Consider the following 16,537-nt stretch of genomic DNA (forward strand, 5'->3'; position numbering starts at 1 on the left):
GCGGGGCCTCGGGCGTTCACGGGGTCAGCACCCGGTGGATCTGCTTGCGGGTGACCGTGTGGTCGACGCACCCCGCGAGCCTGCGCAGCTCGTCCCGGGCGGCGCCGCCGTCCAGCCGGGCCAGGGCGCGTATGCCGGCAGCGGCTACGACGGTCTTGACCGGGGGCCGTTCGACGAGGGCGCCCAGGACGCGGATGGTCTCCAGGTGGGGCGGCACGGACGGGGACGACAGCAGCCAGGCCAGGCCCCGGACGGCGGTGACGTTCCAGGGGTCGCGGCTGCCGTGGGTGGCGAGCGCCAGCCAGGGGGTGGCGGTGCGGCGTACCGCCTCGGGGTCGATTCCGTCGAGGACCGCGGCGGCCGCCCGGTCCCAGCGCGCGCTCGGGTTCGGCCCCGCGGCACGCAGATGCGGGATCAGCCGCCGCCAGGGGTCGCCGAGTTCCGGCAGCTCGGCCAGGACGCGGTCGGTCCAGAGCTCACCGGGGTTGAGAGGCGGCTCGGGGATGCGGTCCAGGAGGAGTTGCGCCCAGCCGAGGCCCATGAGCGCGGATCTGCGGAGCAGGCCGACCACCTCGCCGGACAGCGGCCGTCCGGCGTCCAGCAGTGCCTCGGCGAGGGTGGGCATGTCGTCACTGGTCTGCGACCACCAGAAGTCCGCTGCGTGGCGTTCCAGCATGCCGTTCCACTGCGCGCACCAGGAGTCCTCGGCGAAGCCAGGGGACACCGCCGCGAGCACGAGCCAGACCCTCACGGTCTTGTCCGGCACCTGGTGCGAGGCCTTGCGCTGCTCGACGAGGAGGGCGGCCAGGGCCATGCGCCGTTCCTGGGGCATCGCCCGCAGCCGGGACACGGCGCCGTAACCCTCGTCCCACCCTTCGGCCGGCTGCAGGAGCGCCTCCGCCAGTTCGGTGAGATCCCCCTCGGCTGCGAGCCGGGCGATGTGGTCGATCCGGCCCGTGTCCTCCCACGGCGAACATTCGGGGATCCGGACATGTTTCACAGTCGCCTCACGATCGTCGGGTCGGTGATCTCCGTGTCGCGGGCGAGGAGCAGCGCCTTGGCGAGGATCACCGGCAGCAGGGGGTCGCCCTCGAAGGGCAGGGGGCCCGGGACCGCGCCGGGGCGCGCGGGCGGGACGACGCACAGGTGGCGGTCGTCCGGGGACATCAGGACGTTGCCGGAACCTATGTGGATCCGGTACGTGTGCCGGTCGCCGCGGACGTGCAGGAAGCGGTCCTCGACGGCGCAGCGACCGGCGACGGCCAGGCGCGGCGTGAGGCGGGACAGCACCTCGCGGCGGGTCCGCGCGCGGGGGGTCAGCTCGCCGAAGCCGTAGGACGCCCAGTACGCGCGGAAGCGGCCGTCGGGCCCGCCGTCCTGCCAGGTGGGGTCGTTGCCGATGCCGGCGGCGCCCACGAAGAGGTCCACGTCGCGCAGGACCTCGCTGAGGACGAGCGGCGGCACGTCGGCGAGCGGGAGCGGGTCGGCCCGGTTCCCGGGGGCGTCCAGCGGATGGAAGCGCACCCGGTCCGTGCCGACGTGCAGAAAGCTGCCGCAGTGGCTGAGGTCGTCGCCGTCCACGCCTTCGACCCGGAGCTCCGCCCGCAGCCCCCACGCCGGGAGCTCGCGCGTGGCGGGCGGGAAGGTGTCGTCGGCGGCCGGCAGGCGCACGCGGTACCGCCAGCCGCGGGTGGCGGCCAGCGCGGCGAACTGGTGCTGCCTCAGAACGTGCGGGGTGGCGAAGAGGCGGGCGGCATCGGCGGGGCCGTACACCTCGCGGTGGGCCTGCGCGAAGGGCTGCGTGACGCCGTACCGCTCCAGCCACTCCCGCCAGGCCGTGATCTGCGCGCGGTCGCGCCCCATGGGGTGCCACAGTTCGACGGCGCCTTCCCCCATGTGCTGGACCGGCTCGCCGTCGAGGGCGCGCAGGCCGCCCTCGGCCCAGCCGCAGGCCACCCCGTCGACCGTCCACAGCAGCCGCCGGACGAGGGTGCCGAGCAGCGGGTGGCCCGCAAGCCGCTCCCGCCACACGGCGTACGCCCAGCTGCGCCGCTCCAGGAACTGCCGCTCCAGCCACCCGGCCTGCGCCGCCAGCGTCCGGTCGATGTCCCTGACGGTCATCCTGAGCCGCGTCAACTCCCCCGCGTGCTCCCGCCGAACGGCGGCCGGGGCGACCTTCAGCGCCTTGCCCGCCGCATTACGCCACCCCAGTACGGCCCGCCCGTCCCGGATCCCCAGCTCCGCGGTGACCCCACCCACCGGCTGCGCCACCCCGAGCCCGTACCCGGGCACGACCGGCTCCTCGACGTCCCCCCACGCGATCACGCTCACCGTCCACCCCCTGTGCGGCGGCCCCCGCCGTCGCCATCCCCGCCGAGCGTAGGACCGGCCTCTGACAACACCCCATCTGCTCCTGTGCGTGGCTTGATTCGCCCTATGGTGCACTTATTGATGATCTGTCATGCTCCGAGCAGGATGCGGGGAGCTCCGGGGGTGGGCATGGCAAAGCTGGGGCGGCCGCAACCGCTCGGACTCGGACACGCGGCCCAGGAAGTCCATTCCATCGCCGCCCCGATGCTGGCGGCCGCCGCACTGGCCCTGGCCGGCGTGGTGGCGGGCGCGAACCCGAACACCTTTGTCTGGTCCGGGCCGACCCTGCTCGTCCTGGTGGCGGCGTCGCTGTTCTTGGTGGCCAGCATTCAACTGCATTATCACGCACGCCATTTCTACTACTCCGTACAGGACATCGACTTCTGGTACGGGCTCGACGTCCGTCGCGGATCCGAAGTCTTCAAAGAACTGTGCCACCGCCAGCAACGAGACTTCGAAATCTGGGAACGATACATACGGCGAGCCGCGACATGCTTCAATACGGGCGCCCTGCTACTGGGATTCGGCGTATCCCTCGCACTTGTCCCGACATCGGGAGACAAGCAGGAAAGCTGGCGCTGGATCGCTCTCTCCATGGTGCTCGTAGGCACTGTGGCGGACATGGCATGGATTGCCCACCTCTATGGCAAGAGGGCTCAGTACGCCGATCGCGATGCCGCCTTGAATGAACTCAATGCAGTTCCCGACGAACCCAGCGAGGAATAAAACAATGGACATGCACGCCATGACACTTCCAGGGTTCGCCGGCCCCCGTCGCCGACGCGGGACCATGGAATGTTCCGGCCAAGAATGCTTCGGGCAGATTCCCACCCGCGCGGAGGCCGGGGACACCGAAGCGGCGTGGGCCGATGCACTGCGTCAGGGGAAAGGTGCGATCTCGGCGTACCTCGAAACATACAAGGCCGACCACGCACAGGGCTGCCGATACCGAGAGCTTCCGCCCTCGATCCATATCGCGGCCGCCGCCGGAGGCCGAAGGCCGGATCCCCACCTCGAGAAGGCCCTCGCCGCACTCAAGGAGGCCCGCAACCGCGAGGGCTAGCCACCCGTCCGGCAGCCTGAGCCACGCCCGCCACTACGATGACGCGCGTGGCTCGGACGGACAGGGAACGGGGGCGTCGTGCCTCCCCGTGGCTGGGTCTGTGCGCGCTGGCGCTCGGGAGCTTCGCCGCCGGGGACACCCTGCACCGGGTGCGCGCCGCGGTGGAGTGGGCCCACGTGTGGTGGCCGTGGCTGCTGCTGGTGCTGGCGGTGCTCAACCTCGTGCGGTCCTTCGTCGCCGTCAGCTCCCTCATAGCCCCCGGCGTCCTGGCCGGGATCGCCCTCGTGGGGCTGGCCCACGGTCACGCCGTCAGCGGCCGCGTCCTGGTGAACGTCGTACTGCCGGCCTCCGTCGCGCTGGTGGGCGTCGCGATGCTGCTCCCCTTCGGCGGACCGGAGCAAGGACGGTGGACGCGGTTCCTGGCCACGGGCCGCATCCACGGTCCCGGGGCGATCGGCGAACGCACCCGGCACCCGCGGCTGGAACTGCGGGCCGTCGCCGGTGAGATACGGGCGGACCTCACCGGTTCGGCACTCGACGGCGACGTGACCGTCCACATCACTGCGGTCGCGGGACACGTGCATCTGACCGTTCCCCGGAGCTGGCCGGTGACGGTCCGCACGACCGGCATGGTCCTCACGCGGGTCACCGACTCGGGGCCGAGGGACGCCGTCGACGCGGACTCCGGCGGCGTTGGCCTGCACCTGCTGGGGCTGGGCGGCGCGGTCAGCCTCGTACGGGCATAGCCGGCGGTCACCGCAGCCGGTCGGATATCAGCCGGAACAGGTCCCACTCACCGTCGTGGTCGGGGAGTTCGTGGCCCAGCGCCTTTGCCAGATCGAGCCGGTGCAGGTCGTAGACGACGTACATCAGCCCCGCGTAGGCCTGTGCCGCCGTCACCGCCCCCTTGTACGCGAGGGCGGCGCCCACCAGGGACGCGGCGAGGAGCCACCACTGGCGCGGTTCGTCGTGGAGGGCCACCGCCCCCAGCAGGGTGCAGGCGAGAAGGCAGTGGCAGAGGTTCACCGCGGTGTCGAGGGAGTCGCGGGCGGAGCTCAGCGCGGCGGCAAGGCGGTCGGACACCTGCGGGAGGATCCGCGGCCAGGAGGGCAGCGTCGCCAGGCCGTAGCGCTCACCGGCTCTCAGTTCGCCGGCCCGCAGGGCGTTTCCAAGGGCTGTGGGCAGCAGCACGTTGCCCGGGGGAAGCGCCGCCAGTCGCCGGACCGCCTGATGGCGGTCGCGTTCGAGGCGGGAGTGTGCGTCCCGCTCGCGTATCTGCTCGCCGAGGCTCTTGCCGGCGGAGCCCTCCGTGGCCGGGGTCTCGCGCCTGGTGGCGTCGAACAGAACAAGCCACCTGCGCCGCTGGTACTCCACCAGCACCCCCGCCAGCCGCGACGTCGGCGCCCACCGCTCCCAGTAACCCTCCAGCACCCGGACGGCGCGCACCTGGAAGGGGTGGAGCAGCAGGCCGAACAGTACGGCGGAGGCGAAGATCGCGAGCAGTGCGGCCGCGGCCGTGGCGGGGGTGGCGGGGAGGGCGTCGTGCCATCGGGTGCGGCCGGAGAACGCGCCCGCACGGGTGAGGGTCCAGGCGTACGTGACGAAGAGGGCGCCCGGCGCGAAGTGCACGGCCAGCATCCGGCGCAACGGGTTCCCGCCCTTCCCCCATTCGCATCAAGGGACCCAGTATGCGCTGGGCCGGCCGGTGTCCACAGCGGTGCCCCCGGTTCGGCTGCGGGGGGTCGCGGCTTGTACCGTCCCTCCATGGCTGCGACACCCCCCACACCGCCGCGACGTGCCGTCCTCGGGCTCGGCGTCGCCGCCGCCCTGCTCCCCGCCGGGAAGGCGGTGGCGGCCGGCAGAACCGTGGTCGGGGGCGAGCGGCTGGGGCGGCACGGGGTGCAGGTGGTGGCGGGGGCGCCGAAGCTGCCCGAGACGAACTCCCTGTCGTGGATCGTGGCGGACGCCGACTCCGGTGACGTGCTGGCGTCGTACAACGCGCACCGGCGGCTGCCGCCGGCCAGCACGCTGAAGATGCTGTTCGCGGACACGCTGCTGCCCCGATTCGGCCGGCGAACACGGCACAAGGTGACGCACGCGGACCTGGCGGACATAGGAGCCGGGAGCAGTCTGGTCGGGATCGAGGCAGGGATCACCTACTCGGTCGAGCAGCTGTGGCTCGGGGTGTTCCTGCGCTCGGGGAACGACGCGGTGCACGTGCTGTGCTCGATGAACGGCGGGGTGGAGAAGACCGTCCGGGAGATGCGGGCGCGGGCCCGGGAGCTGCAGGCGAACGACACGTACGTGGTGAGCCCGGACGGCTACGACACGCCGGGGCAGTTGTCGTCGGCGTACGACCTGACGCTCTTCGCGCGGGCGGGGCTGCGGAACCCGGACTTCCGGTACTACTGCCGCACTCAGGTCGCGCGCTTCCCCGGGGAGAAGGGCGCGACCTTCGAGATCCAGAACACCAACCGGCTGCTCGGCGACTACGACGGCATGATCGGGGTGAAGAACGGCTACACCACCAACGCCGGAAACACCTTCACCGGCGCGGCGGAGCGCGACGGGCGGACGCTGCTGGTGACCGTGATGCACCCCGAGTCGGGGTACGACGAGGTGTACCGGGAGGCGGCCGACCTGCTGGACTGGGGTTTCGACGCGGTGGGCCGCGTGGAACCGGTCGGGGAACTCGTGCCGACGCTGAGCCAGGTGCGCGCGATGGCCGGGGGGCCGCTTGGCGACAGCCACGGTCCGCGGCCCACGGCGGCGAGGGACGCAGCGAAGGGGTCCTCGTGGGTCGGCCCGGCCGCGGAGACCGTCCTGGTGGCGGCGGTCGCGGCGTTCGTCCTGGCGATCAGGCGCCGCCCGCTGCCGCAGCGGGCGGCCGCCGCCCGGGACGACGCCCGGCGGCGCGGGCGCGGCTCGAGCCGCGCCCGCTGAGGGCCGGAGCCGCACCGTCCTTCATCCAGGTGACGGAGCAGTTCACGCGCCCCGACCGCGCCGGGGACCCGGGAGCGGGGGACCGCGCGCCGGGCCGAGCGTCAGTTCCGGGCGACCCAGACCTGGTTGAGCTGCTCCTGGTAGTAGAAGGACGTCAACCCGAAGGCGGGCGCCAGCAGCAAACCCTTGAGGCCGGAGACCGTGTCGTGGAGGCCCGCGCGGCGCTGGGCGCGGGCGATGCGGCAGCCGGTGTTGTAGAGCGAGACGACGGCGGGCACGAGCAGCAGCGCCCCGAGGCTCACGGCGACCACCGCGAGGGCGGGGCGGACCTTGATACCGGGATCGAAGTCGCGCAGTTCCTTGTTGGCCCGGTAGTACCAGACGAGCCAGTACACGCCGAAGGTGAGGGGCCCCAGCAGCCAGACGGTCCCGGGGCGGCGCATGTCACCGGACGGCGTGGCGAGTCCCACGCCCCCGGAGACGGGGAAGCCCGGGAAGGGCCCCCGCGGGTAGGGGAGGGTCCGGTAACGGTCCTCGTTGAACATGCTGCCCCCAGGTCGGGCCTTCGGCAGGGACGGAGCGGTTGCGTGCCGAAGAGAAGGTAAAGCTACTGGGCGGTTCGGAGGCCTGTCAGCGGGGAACGCTCACAAATTTCGCACAGGATGTCGGATCCTCCCGGGATCCTGTGTTCAGCCGCCCTCTGCCCTCATCATGACGCGTCGTAGCAGGTCGGAGAGGTACCGGCGTTCGCCGGCGTCGAGCGCGCCCAGCAGCCGGTACTCCTCGTGGCCGAGGACGTCCATGGCGCCGAGCCAGATGGCGCGGCCGTCGTCGGTGAGCTCGACGTCGACGCGCCGGCGGTCGGCGGTGGAGTGGGTGCGCCGGACGTGGCCGCGCGCCTCCAGCGTGTCGAGGCGTCCGGTGACCGAGGCGGGGGCCAGGTCGAGGTCCGCGGCGAGTTCGGACGGGGCGGCGCGGCCGCCGCGGCCGGCGAGGGCGTGCAGGGTGTCGAACTCGTGCCGCTGCAGGCCGAAGTCGACCAGCGACTGCTCGCGGACCTTGCGCAGGTGGCTGGTGACGAGCTTCATGCGGGTGACGGCGCCCTCGATGTCGGGGTCGAGGTCCGGGAGAACGGGCAGCCAGCGCTCCACGTGCCCGTCGGTCCAGTCCCGTTCCACCGTGACGCCCTCGGTGTTCGTGTCGGTGTCGGTATCGGCGTCCGCTTCCATGGCCGAATCCTACGGCGGGATATATTTCGGTGGCGAATGATTCGGTGCCGAAATACATTGCGGTGCCATGACGCCCACACATCCCCTCCGGCTCCATGGCTTCCGGCTGCTGTTCGCCGGACGCACGCTGTCCCTGCTCGGCGACGGGGTCGTACCCGCCGCGCTGGTCATCGCCGTGACCCGGGCGACCGGTGACGTCTCGGCCCTCGCCCTCGTCCTGGGCTGCGCGATGGTGCCGAGGCTGCTGCTCCTGCCGTTCGGCGGGGTGGTGGCGGACCGCTTCGACGCCCGTCGCGTGGCGCTCGCCACCGACCTCGTACGCTGCGCCGCCCAGCTCTTCGTCGGGCTCGAACTGCTGGGCGGCGACCCGTCGCTGGCCCCGATCGCGCTGGCCGAGGCGGTGGGGGGCACCGCCTCGGCGTTCGCGATGCCGGCCCAGTCGCCGCTGGTCGCCGGCACGGTGACCGAAGGGGCGGCGCGACAGCGGGCCAACGCCCTGATGGGCGTGGCGAACAGCGCGACCCGGCTGTGCGGCCCCGCGCTCGCCGCGGCTCTGATCTGGGCCGCCGGCCCCGGGCCGGCCTTCGTGCTGGACGCGGCCTCCTTCGCGGTGAGCGCCGCGCTCCTGGCAGCGCTGCGGGTCGAGCGGACGCCGCTGCCGCGCGCGTCGATGCTCGCCGACCTCAAAGAGGGCTGGAGCGAGGTCCGTTCCCGGGACTGGTACTGGACGAGCCTGGTCGCGCACGCCACATGGAACGGCTCCGCCGCGGTCCTGACCACTCTCGGCCCGGCCGTCGCGATCCACCGGCTCGGCGGCGAGGGCGTGTGGTTCTGGGTGCTGGAGGCCGGGGCGATCGGCCTGGTCCTCGGCTCCCTGCTGGCCGCGCGAGCGCGGCCCCGGCGCCCCGTGCTCGTCGCCAACCTGGGCCTGGCGACGTACGCGCTGCCGCTGGCCCTGCTGGCCCTCGCCGCCCCGGCCCCGCTGCTCATCGCGGCGTACGGGCTGGCGCTGACCGCGCTCGGCTATCTCAACCCGGTCTGGGAGACGGTCGTCCAGCAGCAGGTGCCGCCGGGGGCGCTGGCCCGGGTGACGTCGTACGACTGGCTGCTGTCGCTGGCCGCGATGCCGGCGGGCTACGCGCTGGCCCCGCTCGCCGAGCGGCTGTGGGGCCCGGCGGTCCCGCTGGCGGTTTCCGCGGCGCTGGTGGCCGCCGCCTGCCTGGCGACGGCGGTGGTGCCGGGGGTGCGGACGATCGGCACGGCCCGCGCGGATCCGGCCGCGCCCGCCCCGGCCACCGGCCGGACGGCGAAGGGCTGACGGCCCAGAGGGGGCGGCGCAGAGGGAACGGCCGGGGCGGTGGCGCACCCGCCCCACGGCCCTTGTGTGTCAAGGAACTTCTCGCTTGAACATGTTCAAAAACAGGTCTACAGTCATCGGCAACGGGTTTTGAACACGTTCGAAAAGGGTGGGACCCATGGACCTCACGGTCGTCGCGTACGTCATCTACCTGCTCATCAGCGTCGCGCTGACGGTGTGGGTGGCCCGGACCCTCAGCCGGGCCGGCAAGGTCTTCCTCGAAGACGTGCTCCACGGCAACGAGAAGCTGGCGGAAGCCGTCAACCACCTCCTGGTGGTCGGCTTCTACCTCGTGAACCTCGGCTTCGTGGCGCTGTACCTGAAGAACGCGGATCCGGTCGGGGACGCCCGCGAGCTCTTCGAGGCGCTGTCGGTCAAGCTCGGTGTCGTCCTGCTCGTCCTCGGGGTGCTGCACCTGGGCAACGTGTACGTCCTCAACAAGATCCGCCGCCGGGGCGTCATGGACCGCGAGCAGATCCCGCCCGTCCGCCCGCAGGGCTGGACCGCCCCCGCGCAGCCCGGAGCGTGACGGCGATGGACCGCACCCCAGTGACCGGGGCCGCTCCGGCGGCTCCGGTGCCGGTCCGCCAGCTGACCGTCCTGTACGACCCGGACTGCTCGCTCTGCTCCTTCGTCCGCCGCTGGCTCGAACGCCAGCGGCAGATGGTGCGGCTGGACCTCGTCCCGGCCGGCTCCGACGAGGCCCGGCGCCGCTTCCCGGAACTGGACCACGCCTCGACCCTGCGCGAGATCACCGTCGTCGGGGACTCGGGTCAGGTCTACCGGGACGACGCCGCCTGGCTGGTCTGCCTGTGGGCCCTGGCCGAGTACCGGCCGATGGCGCACCGCCTCAGCACCCGTGCCGGCGCGCCCGTCGCCCGGGCAGCCGTGCTCGCCGCCGCCCGATACCGCGAGGCGCAGTGGGGCCGCGGGGCCGCCGCGACGGGCTGGGGCGGCCGGGTGTACCACGGCGCCGAGGGCTGGTCCTACGACCCCAGGGAGGGCTGGACGCACACCACCCCGCGCACCGCCCCGCACACCGCCCCGGACGCCTGCGCGGACGGCTGCGCCCCGCCCGGCTAGGCTCACGGACGTGGAAGAAGCACCCCCTGGCACGACCCCCGGCACCCCCCGGCCCCCCAAGAGCGAGCAGACGCGCGCCCTGATCCTCGAAACGGCCATGCGGCTGTTCGAGGAACGGGGCTACGACAAGACGACGATGCGCGCCATCGCCAAGGAGGCCGGGGTCTCGGTCGGCAACGCCTACTACTACTTCGCGGGGAAGGAACACCTCGTCCAGGGCTTCTACGACCGCCTCGCCGCCGAACACGCGGCCGCTGTCAAGGGCCTCCTGGACGGCGGCGGGGACCGGGACCTGGCGACGCGGCTGCTCACGGTGATGACCGCCTGGATCGACGTGGCCCGTCCCTACCACCAGTTCGCCGCGCAGTTCTTCAAGAACGCCGCCGACCCGGCGAGCCCGCTCAGCCCCTTCTCCCCAGAGTCGCACCCGGCCCGCGACGCCGCCATCTCCATCCACGAACAGGTGCTCTCCGGCTCCGACATCAAGGTCGACGCGGAACTCGCCGAGGTGCTGCCCGAACTGATGTGGATGTACCAGATGGGCATCGTCGTCTACTGGGTCTTCGACCACTCCCCCGACACCGAGCGCACCCGCCGGCTGGTCGCGCGCACCGCGCCGCTGGGCGCGCGGATCCTCAGGCTCTCCCGTTACCGACTGCTGCGGCCGATCGTGCGGGAGATCCGCGAACTGCTCTCGGAGTTCCTCTTCCGGCGCTGAGCCGGCCCACCGCCCCCGCCGTGCGCGGCCCGCCCCGTCAGCCCACGGCGGGCTCGGCCAGCACCGCCCAGACCGTCTTGCCGTACCGGCCGCGCTCCCGGACGCCCCAGGTGTCCGAGAGCGCCTGCACCAGCCGCAGCCCGCGCCCCGACTCGTCGCCGTCCCCCGCGTCGCGCGGCACGGGACGGGCCTGGGCCCCGCCGTCGGAGACCTCCACGACACACGAGCCGTCGGAGTGGACGGTCACCGCCACCTCGAACTCCCGCTCCAGCAGCGGGCTGTGCCGTACGGCGTTGGTCGCCAGCTCCGACACGACCAGGACGACGGACTCGACGGTCTCGCCCTCCTGCTCCCAGCCCTCGAGGTGGTCACGTACCCGGTGCCGGGCCAGCCCGACGGACGTCGGGTGCCGGGGCAGCCGGAACGCACTGCGCCTCAACAGGTCACTCTCCCCATGAGCGAACGCCCCCCTTCCGTTGCGCCATCCCTTACCAGTTTCGACGCGGGGAATGCGCTCCGTGTCAGATTGTTCGCACTCGGTGAGAACTTTCCGGCCAAATTCAGGCGCGCGGTGAGGCGAGGGTCACGATCGTGATGTCCGAGGGCGCACCCACACGGACCGGCGGGCCCCAGGCCCCCGCGCCCCGGGTCACGTACAGCTGGGTGTCACCGTACGCTTCCAGACCGGCCACCGTCGGATTGGCCAGCTCCGCGAGGTAGTTGCCCGGCCACAGCTGCCCGCCGTGGGTGTGCCCGGACAACTGCAGGTCGACGTGGTGCCGGACCGCCTCGTGGATGGTCACCGGCTGGTGGGCGAGGAGCACGACCGCTCGCGAGGTGTCGCGGCCGCCGAGCGCCTTGGTGTGGTCGGGGGCGTGGCCGTGGTCCGCGCCGCTGATGTCGTTGACCCCGGCCAGGTCGAAGCCGGCGAGTTCGGTGCGGGCGTTCTCCAGCGGGTGGACGCCCAGGTCGCGCACGAAGTCGATCCAGGGCGCGGCCCCGGAGAAGTACTCGTGGTTGCCGGTGACGAAATAGCTCCCGTCCCGCGCCCGGAGCCGGGCCAGCGGCTCGGCCGCGGCGCCCAGATCCGGCACCGAGCCGTCGACCAGGTCGCCGACGATGGTCACGAGGTCAGGGCGGGCCCCGTTGATCGTGTCCACGATCCGCTGGGTGTGCGCCCTGCCGAGGATCGGGCCGAGGTGGATGTCGCTCACCACGGCGATCCGGTAGCCGTCCGCGCTCGCGGGGAGCTTGGCGAGCGGCACGGTGACGTACTTCAGGCGCGGACCTCGCAGCACGCCGTACGTGCCCTGGCCGACCGTCACCCCCGCGGCGACGGCCGCCGCGGCGCCGACCGTACGGGCCACGAACAGCCGCCTCGTCGGCTCGGCGGACGCGGGCTCCGCCGGCGGCTCCGACGAGGTCACGGGCTCCGCGGTCTCCCCGGCGGCCCCGGCCGGCTCGGCGGCCCCGGCCGGCTCGAAGGCCCTGGACGGTTCGAAGGCCCTGGACGGCTCGGCGGCCCGCGCAGCACGGGACCGCTCCCTGCGCTCCAGCGCGCCCCGCAGCAGCGGCCGTACGGCCTCGCCGGCCAGCACCGCCAGCGTGAGGTAGAGCAGCGCCGCCAGCCACAGGAAGCCCGGCCAGGCCACCCACCGCTCGGCCGCCGACGGCAGCGCCCGCCCGCCCGCCAGGGCGCCCACGCTCAGCAGTGGCAGAACGACCGCCAGGACCGTCCCCGTCCGGCGCCACCAGCCGCCCGCCGCGGACACGTCACGGACCAGCCGGCGCCACAGGTAGTAGTGCACCCCGCCGAAGAGGGCCAGGACGGCCGCGACGACGGCGACCGCCACGAGGATCACCGGGTCGCCCGCAAGGCTCTCAGGCCGCGCACGCCGATGACGCCGATCGCGGTGCCGAGCACGAGCGAGGTGACCGCCAGCGTGAGGTGCACCCAGAAGTACGGGGTGGGCGAGCCGTGGTCACCGCCCTCGAAGGCGAGCCCGCCGGCGTCCTTCCACAGATTCTTGACGAACGTCGTCCATACGATCCAGCTCCACACCCCGAAGGCGGTCAGGAACCAGGACACGGGGCGGCTGAGCTTCATGCGACCAGTATGCGGGCCGCCGCGCGGTCCCCTGCGCCGGGGTCGCTCCCGGCCCCGGCATCACGGGCCGCCGCCCAAGACGCCCCTGGACACCGCACGGTTGCGCATCGGGGACGTGGGATCGGTCACGGCCCCGATCCGCCCACCACGCCTGCCGCAGGCCCCGGGCGGCCTGTAACTTCTCATCGTGCCGAACTCCTCCCCCCGCGCCGCGCGCCGTTCCGCCCTGGTGCTGTCCGCCCTCGCACTCGCCGGCGGTACGGCCCTGACCACCGCACCTGTCGCGCACGCGAAGACCCCGTCCCCGTCCGCCACGCCGACGCCGCCCGCGCAGATGTCGACGGTCGGCGGGGAACGGCTGGGACAACCGGGCACCCAGATCAGCCCGCTGACCGGCGCTCCCGCCCTGCCGCAGAAGCTCACCTCACGGTCGTGGATCGTCTCCGACGCAGAGACAGGGCAGGTGCTGGCCGCCCACAACGCGCACTGGAAGCTGCCGCCCGCCAGCACGCTCAAGATGCTGTTCGCGGACACGGTGCTGCCGAAGCTGGACAAGTCGCAGACCCACAAGGTGCTCCCCTCCGACCTCGACGGCGTCGGCGCGGGCAGCAGCCTCGTGGGCGTCAAGGAGAACCTGACCTACACCGTCCACGACCTGTGGCTCGGTGTCTTCCTCCGCTCCGGGAACGACGCCGTCCACGTCCTGTCCTCCATGAACGGCGGCGTGGACGCGACCGTCCTGGAGATGCAGCGCAAGGCCGAGGACCTGCAGGCGGACGACACCACCGTCATCTCCCCGGACGGCTACGACATGCCCGGCCAGGTCTCCTCGGCGTACGACCTGACCCTCTTCGCCCGCGCCGGCCTGCAGAACGCGGACTTCCGCGAGTACTGCTCGACGGTGCGCGCCAAGTTCCCCGGCGGGTGGAAGACGGTCAAGGGGAAGAACGGCAAGAAGAGCACGAAGAAGCGCAAGACCTTCGAGATACAGAACACCAACCGGCTGCTCTCCGGCGACTACGACCTCTCCACCTACCAGGGCATCGCGGGCGTGAAGAACGGCTACACCACCAACGCGGGCAACACCTTCACCGGTGTGGCGCAGCGCGGCGACCGCACGCTGCTGGTGACCGTCATGCACCCCGGCGACGGCCACAACATGGCCTACAAGGAGGCCGCGAAGCTGCTCGACTGGGGCTTCAAGGCGGACGGGATGGTCACCCCCGTCGGCACCCTGGTGCCCCCGAAGTCCGCCATCGCGTCGGCCTCCCCCTCGCCCTCCGCCTCCCCCACCAAGCAGGCGCGGCAGCAGGCAGCCGCGGCCGCCTCCTCCGGTGGCGGCGGGGCGTGGACCGCCCTCGCGCTCGCCGGGGGCTCCGCCCTGGTCGTCGCCGCCCTGGCCTTCCTCGTCCGGCGCCGCTGGCCGCTGCCGCAGCGGACGGCCAAGGCCACCATCCCCGCCCCGGCCAAGCCTAATGACGACGCGTCCGCGAAGCCGATGGAAGCCGTGGAGGCCGTGGAGGCCGTGGAGGCCGTGGAGGCCGTGGAGGCCGTGAAGGCCGTGAAGGCGGACACGGACGCGGACGCCGCGAATACGGACGGCGAGAAGACCGACGCCGCGAAGTCCGAGGCGGGGGCCGGGCCGAAGGAGGCCACGGCGGACCGCCCGGTCTGACCGCCGGGGGACGTGGCCTGATCCGCCACGTCCCGCTTCGCCGGCCGGCGGCGCCCCAGTACGGTCGGCCCGAGCCGGAAGACCGTTCCCGTCGGTCCTGCGGCCAGACTGCGGCCGGTGGCTCCCGCCACCGGCCGCAGTCGTGTCGTGCCACGCGCACATGCCCCCGGCCAGGGGGCGCTCGACGGCGCACGTGCGGCTCGTGCGCCCACCCCGCTGCGACCGCCCCCTGCCGCGCGGGCGCCCCGACCAAGTACCCAGGAACCACGAACCGGTACGGGAAGGGAGCACGCCATGGGCATGTTGTCGGTCATCGGGCTCGTCCTGGGCCTCGTCGCGGTCGCCTACTGTCTCCGCTCGGCCTTCCGGGCCAAGACCCCCGCCGGACGCGCCGGCTGGATCATCGCCGCCCCGGCGGCCGTGCTCACCGGGGTCTACCTGGTGGGCTACATCCTCGTCACCGTGCTGGTGCTGGCCGCGGCGTGGTTCACCGTCGCGCATTTCCTGCGCTGAACCGCTGAGCCGATGAGTTCCGGACGGCCCGACGGTCCACCTCCGCGTACACCCGACACCGGAGGAGACCACGATGACCGCCACCGCCACGACCGCCCCGTCCCACGACCGCAGCCGCGCCGACACCGCCGTGTGGGCGCTCCAGATCCTGCTCGGCCTCTTCTTCGCGATCGCCAGCGCGACGCCGAAGCTCGTCGCGCACTCCTCGGCCGTCGAGAGCTTCGACGTCATCGGCTACGGCAGCTGGTTCATGTACCTCATCGGGGCGCTGGAGCTCGCTGGTGCCATCGGCCTCGTCGTCCCGCGCCTGGCCGGGATCGCGGCGGTGGCCTTCATCGGCCTGATGGTCGGCGCGTTCACCTTCCAGGTCGTCTACTTCGACGGGCGGAACGCGGCCACGCCGATCGTCATCGCGGCCCTGCTGGGCGTCATCGCCTGGCGTCGTCTGCGCCGCGCGTGACCGCGTACGCCACGAAGTCCGCCCACGCGCCGGGCGTGAAGGTCAGCCGAGCCCCGGCCCGGTCCTTGGAGTCCCGCACCAGGACCGCGCCGGGGCCGAACGCGACCTCGACGCAGTTGCCTCCGCCGGTGTCGCTGTAGGTGGACGTGAACCACGTCAGCTCGCCGGTCATGGCCGCAGCTCCTCCGCAAGCTTCCCGATGAACGCTTCCGACTCCTCCGGGCCGAGCGCCCGCCGGAGGATCATGGCATGCCGCTGAGCGATGATGCTGACCTTCTCCGAATCCGAGTGCAGCACACCGGTCTCGTGTCCCTCGACGTAGGCGAGGTGGAGGTGTTCCGCCGTCTCCAGCAGGACGAAGGGGCCGTTGAGGCCCGGATGCGCCCCGCCGAAGGGCATCGCCTGGATGTTCACGTTGCGACGGGCCCCGGCCTCCAGCAGACGCTCCAGCTGGCGGACGTGCGCCTCCCCGCTGCTCACCGGGTAGCGCAGCGCCGCCTCCCCGATGGTGAAGCTGAACGCCCGTGTCTGCTTGTCCAGTAGGGCCTGCCGCGCCATGCGCGCGGCCACGCGCTCCTCAATGGTCTCGTCGTCCAACGGGGGCCAATGGGTGCGGAACAGCGCGAGCGCGGTCTCCTCGGTCTGGAGCAACCCCGGGATGAACTGGGGCTCGTACGTGTTCAGGGCGATCGCCTCGGCCTCGTAGCGCATGAAGTCGCGGGCGTACGACAGGAACCGCTCGGGTTTGAGGAACGCCTCCGCCGCCGTGAGCTTGCCCTGCGCCCCGCACAGCCCGTCGGCGACCTGGAGCAGCCGCTGCGTCGGGCGGCGCCGCCCCTGCTCCATCGACTTGACGGTCTCGTAGCCGTACCCCGCCTCGTCGGCCAACTGCTCGCGCGTGACGCCCGCGTGTTCGCGCCAGAGCTTGACCTGGTTGCCGCAGTACCGCCACGCCATCGGGGGCGGGGACACATCACTGGCCACTGGGGTACAACCACCCTCCGTACTCGCGCCGCTAC

General features: G+C 72.6%; 20 protein-coding genes. 10 read left to right on the top strand and 10 right to left on the bottom strand.

All coding sequences use genetic code 11. The annotated features are described in order from the left end of the window. Positions 1 to 16 precede the first annotated feature (16 nt). Both AC3EUJ_RS07460 and AC3EUJ_RS07465 read right to left on the bottom strand, forming a co-directional pair. The gene (locus AC3EUJ_RS07460) at positions 17 to 1,000 is read right to left on the bottom strand and encodes a hypothetical protein (protein WP_431960192.1); all 984 of its coding nucleotides are present in this window, start codon (positions 998 to 1,000) and stop codon (positions 17 to 19) included. Beyond that, positions 997 to 2,331: a DUF4132 domain-containing protein gene (locus tag AC3EUJ_RS07465; RefSeq protein WP_431960193.1), complete on the bottom strand. Its 1,335-nt coding sequence runs from the start codon at positions 2,329 to 2,331 to the stop codon at positions 997 to 999. The genes AC3EUJ_RS07460 and AC3EUJ_RS07465 overlap by 4 nt, the downstream gene beginning before the upstream one ends. A gap of 168 nt (positions 2,332 to 2,499) precedes the next feature. On the opposite strand from AC3EUJ_RS07465, the gene AC3EUJ_RS07470 reads away from it, so the two are divergent. Next, positions 2,500 to 3,096, top strand: coding sequence for a hypothetical protein (locus AC3EUJ_RS07470; protein WP_431960194.1), 597 nt, complete (start codon positions 2,500 to 2,502; stop codon positions 3,094 to 3,096). Between the two features lie 384 nt (positions 3,097 to 3,480). Beyond that, positions 3,481 to 4,179 carry a hypothetical protein gene (locus tag AC3EUJ_RS07475; protein ID WP_431960195.1) on the top strand — a complete coding sequence of 233 codons (699 nt, stop codon included), beginning with the start codon at positions 3,481 to 3,483 and terminating at the stop codon, positions 4,177 to 4,179. Between the two features lie 7 nt (positions 4,180 to 4,186). On the opposite strand, the gene AC3EUJ_RS07480 is transcribed toward AC3EUJ_RS07475, so the two are convergent. After that, the gene (locus tag AC3EUJ_RS07480; RefSeq protein WP_431960196.1) at positions 4,187 to 5,071 is read right to left on the bottom strand and encodes a hypothetical protein; all 885 of its coding nucleotides are present in this window, start codon (positions 5,069 to 5,071) and stop codon (positions 4,187 to 4,189) included. 126 nt (positions 5,072 to 5,197) lie between these two features. Here AC3EUJ_RS07480 and AC3EUJ_RS07485 point away from each other — a divergent pair, with 126 nt between their 5' ends. Continuing rightward, entirely contained in the window at positions 5,198 to 6,376 is a 1,179-nt protein-coding gene (locus AC3EUJ_RS07485; RefSeq protein ID WP_431960197.1) for a D-alanyl-D-alanine carboxypeptidase family protein, read from the top strand. Between the two features lie 101 nt (positions 6,377 to 6,477). Here the strand turns inward: AC3EUJ_RS07485 and AC3EUJ_RS07490 are convergent, their stop codons facing one another. Both AC3EUJ_RS07490 and AC3EUJ_RS07495 read right to left on the bottom strand, forming a co-directional pair. After that, a complete protein-coding gene (locus AC3EUJ_RS07490; RefSeq protein ID WP_431960198.1) occupies positions 6,478 to 6,921 on the bottom strand; it encodes a DUF4234 domain-containing protein in 444 nt (147 codons plus the stop codon). Positions 6,922 to 7,065: 144 nt separating this feature from the next. Next, positions 7,066 to 7,605, bottom strand: coding sequence for a MarR family winged helix-turn-helix transcriptional regulator (locus tag AC3EUJ_RS07495; RefSeq protein WP_431960199.1), 540 nt, complete (start codon positions 7,603 to 7,605; stop codon positions 7,066 to 7,068). A gap of 67 nt (positions 7,606 to 7,672) precedes the next feature. Between AC3EUJ_RS07495 and AC3EUJ_RS07500 the strand changes: the two genes are divergently transcribed. From AC3EUJ_RS07500 to AC3EUJ_RS07515, 4 genes are all read left to right on the top strand, one after another. Then, on the top strand, positions 7,673 to 8,923 hold the full coding sequence (locus tag AC3EUJ_RS07500) for an MFS transporter (RefSeq protein WP_431960200.1): 1,251 nt from the start codon (positions 7,673 to 7,675) through the stop codon (positions 8,921 to 8,923). Between the two features lie 157 nt (positions 8,924 to 9,080). Beyond that, a complete protein-coding gene (locus AC3EUJ_RS07505) occupies positions 9,081 to 9,491 on the top strand; it encodes a hypothetical protein (RefSeq protein ID WP_431960201.1) in 411 nt (136 codons plus the stop codon). A gap of 5 nt (positions 9,492 to 9,496) precedes the next feature. Next, positions 9,497 to 10,045: a thiol-disulfide oxidoreductase DCC family protein gene (locus AC3EUJ_RS07510; RefSeq protein ID WP_431960202.1), complete on the top strand. Its 549-nt coding sequence runs from the start codon at positions 9,497 to 9,499 to the stop codon at positions 10,043 to 10,045. A gap of 97 nt (positions 10,046 to 10,142) precedes the next feature. Beyond that, complete coding sequence (locus AC3EUJ_RS07515; protein ID WP_431960254.1) at positions 10,143 to 10,763, top strand: TetR/AcrR family transcriptional regulator; 621 nt, start codon at positions 10,143 to 10,145, stop codon at positions 10,761 to 10,763. 37 nt (positions 10,764 to 10,800) lie between these two features. Here AC3EUJ_RS07515 and AC3EUJ_RS07520 read toward each other — a convergent pair whose 3' ends face one another. From AC3EUJ_RS07520 to AC3EUJ_RS07530, 3 genes are all read right to left on the bottom strand, one after another. Beyond that, positions 10,801 to 11,205, bottom strand: coding sequence for an ATP-binding protein (locus AC3EUJ_RS07520; protein ID WP_431960255.1), 405 nt, complete (start codon positions 11,203 to 11,205; stop codon positions 10,801 to 10,803). 118 nt (positions 11,206 to 11,323) lie between these two features. Continuing rightward, the gene (locus tag AC3EUJ_RS07525; RefSeq protein WP_431960203.1) at positions 11,324 to 12,625 is read right to left on the bottom strand and encodes a metallophosphoesterase; all 1,302 of its coding nucleotides are present in this window, start codon (positions 12,623 to 12,625) and stop codon (positions 11,324 to 11,326) included. Beyond that, positions 12,622 to 12,870 (bottom strand): SCO4848 family membrane protein, encoded by a 249-nt coding sequence (locus AC3EUJ_RS07530; protein ID WP_431960204.1) that lies wholly within the window; start codon positions 12,868 to 12,870, stop codon positions 12,622 to 12,624. Before AC3EUJ_RS07530 ends, AC3EUJ_RS07525 begins: the two co-directional genes overlap by 4 nt. A 187-nt stretch (positions 12,871 to 13,057) precedes the next feature. Here AC3EUJ_RS07530 and AC3EUJ_RS07535 point away from each other — a divergent pair, with 187 nt between their 5' ends. The 3 genes from AC3EUJ_RS07535 to AC3EUJ_RS07545 all read left to right on the top strand — a co-directional run bounded on the left by AC3EUJ_RS07535 (position 13,058) and on the right by AC3EUJ_RS07545 (position 15,518). Then, entirely contained in the window at positions 13,058 to 14,545 is a 1,488-nt protein-coding gene (locus AC3EUJ_RS07535) for a D-alanyl-D-alanine carboxypeptidase family protein (protein WP_431960205.1), read from the top strand. A gap of 294 nt (positions 14,546 to 14,839) precedes the next feature. Beyond that, the gene (locus AC3EUJ_RS07540) at positions 14,840 to 15,058 is read left to right on the top strand and encodes a hypothetical protein (protein WP_431960206.1); all 219 of its coding nucleotides are present in this window, start codon (positions 14,840 to 14,842) and stop codon (positions 15,056 to 15,058) included. A 73-nt stretch (positions 15,059 to 15,131) separates the two neighbouring features. Next, a complete protein-coding gene (locus tag AC3EUJ_RS07545) occupies positions 15,132 to 15,518 on the top strand; it encodes a DoxX family protein (RefSeq protein WP_431960207.1) in 387 nt (128 codons plus the stop codon). Here AC3EUJ_RS07545 and AC3EUJ_RS07550 read toward each other — a convergent pair. Both AC3EUJ_RS07550 and AC3EUJ_RS07555 read right to left on the bottom strand, forming a co-directional pair. Then, complete coding sequence (locus AC3EUJ_RS07550) at positions 15,487 to 15,690, bottom strand: DUF397 domain-containing protein (protein ID WP_431960208.1); 204 nt, start codon at positions 15,688 to 15,690, stop codon at positions 15,487 to 15,489. The genes AC3EUJ_RS07545 and AC3EUJ_RS07550 overlap by 32 nt on opposite strands. Next, positions 15,687 to 16,502 (bottom strand): helix-turn-helix domain-containing protein, encoded by an 816-nt coding sequence (locus AC3EUJ_RS07555; protein WP_431960209.1) that lies wholly within the window; start codon positions 16,500 to 16,502, stop codon positions 15,687 to 15,689. The genes AC3EUJ_RS07550 and AC3EUJ_RS07555 overlap by 4 nt, the downstream gene beginning before the upstream one ends. Positions 16,503 to 16,537 lie beyond the last annotated feature (35 nt).

This window comes from Actinacidiphila sp. bgisy160, assembly GCF_057707815.1.

Bases quoted from the DNA above. Each gene is read 5' to 3' on its own strand.
- AC3EUJ_RS07470 (WP_431960194.1), top strand. From the start codon at position 2,500: ATGGCAAAGCTGGGGCGGCCGCAACCGCTCGGACTCGGACACGCGGCC.
- AC3EUJ_RS07480 (WP_431960196.1), bottom strand. From the start codon at position 5,071: ATGCTGGCCGTGCACTTCGCGCCGGGCGCCCTCTTCGTCACGTACGCC.
- AC3EUJ_RS07485 (WP_431960197.1), top strand. From the start codon at position 5,198: ATGGCTGCGACACCCCCCACACCGCCGCGACGTGCCGTCCTCGGGCTC.
- AC3EUJ_RS07490 (WP_431960198.1), bottom strand. From the start codon at position 6,921: ATGTTCAACGAGGACCGTTACCGGACCCTCCCCTACCCGCGGGGGCCC.
- AC3EUJ_RS07495 (WP_431960199.1), bottom strand. From the start codon at position 7,605: ATGGAAGCGGACGCCGATACCGACACCGACACGAACACCGAGGGCGTC.
- AC3EUJ_RS07500 (WP_431960200.1), top strand. From the start codon at position 7,673: ATGACGCCCACACATCCCCTCCGGCTCCATGGCTTCCGGCTGCTGTTC.
- AC3EUJ_RS07505 (WP_431960201.1), top strand. From the start codon at position 9,081: ATGGACCTCACGGTCGTCGCGTACGTCATCTACCTGCTCATCAGCGTC.
- AC3EUJ_RS07510 (WP_431960202.1), top strand. From the start codon at position 9,497: ATGGACCGCACCCCAGTGACCGGGGCCGCTCCGGCGGCTCCGGTGCCG.
- AC3EUJ_RS07515 (WP_431960254.1), top strand. From the start codon at position 10,143: ATGCGGCTGTTCGAGGAACGGGGCTACGACAAGACGACGATGCGCGCC.
- AC3EUJ_RS07530 (WP_431960204.1), bottom strand. From the start codon at position 12,870: ATGAAGCTCAGCCGCCCCGTGTCCTGGTTCCTGACCGCCTTCGGGGTG.
- AC3EUJ_RS07540 (WP_431960206.1), top strand. From the start codon at position 14,840: ATGGGCATGTTGTCGGTCATCGGGCTCGTCCTGGGCCTCGTCGCGGTC.
- AC3EUJ_RS07545 (WP_431960207.1), top strand. From the start codon at position 15,132: ATGACCGCCACCGCCACGACCGCCCCGTCCCACGACCGCAGCCGCGCC.
- AC3EUJ_RS07550 (WP_431960208.1), bottom strand. From the start codon at position 15,690: ATGACCGGCGAGCTGACGTGGTTCACGTCCACCTACAGCGACACCGGC.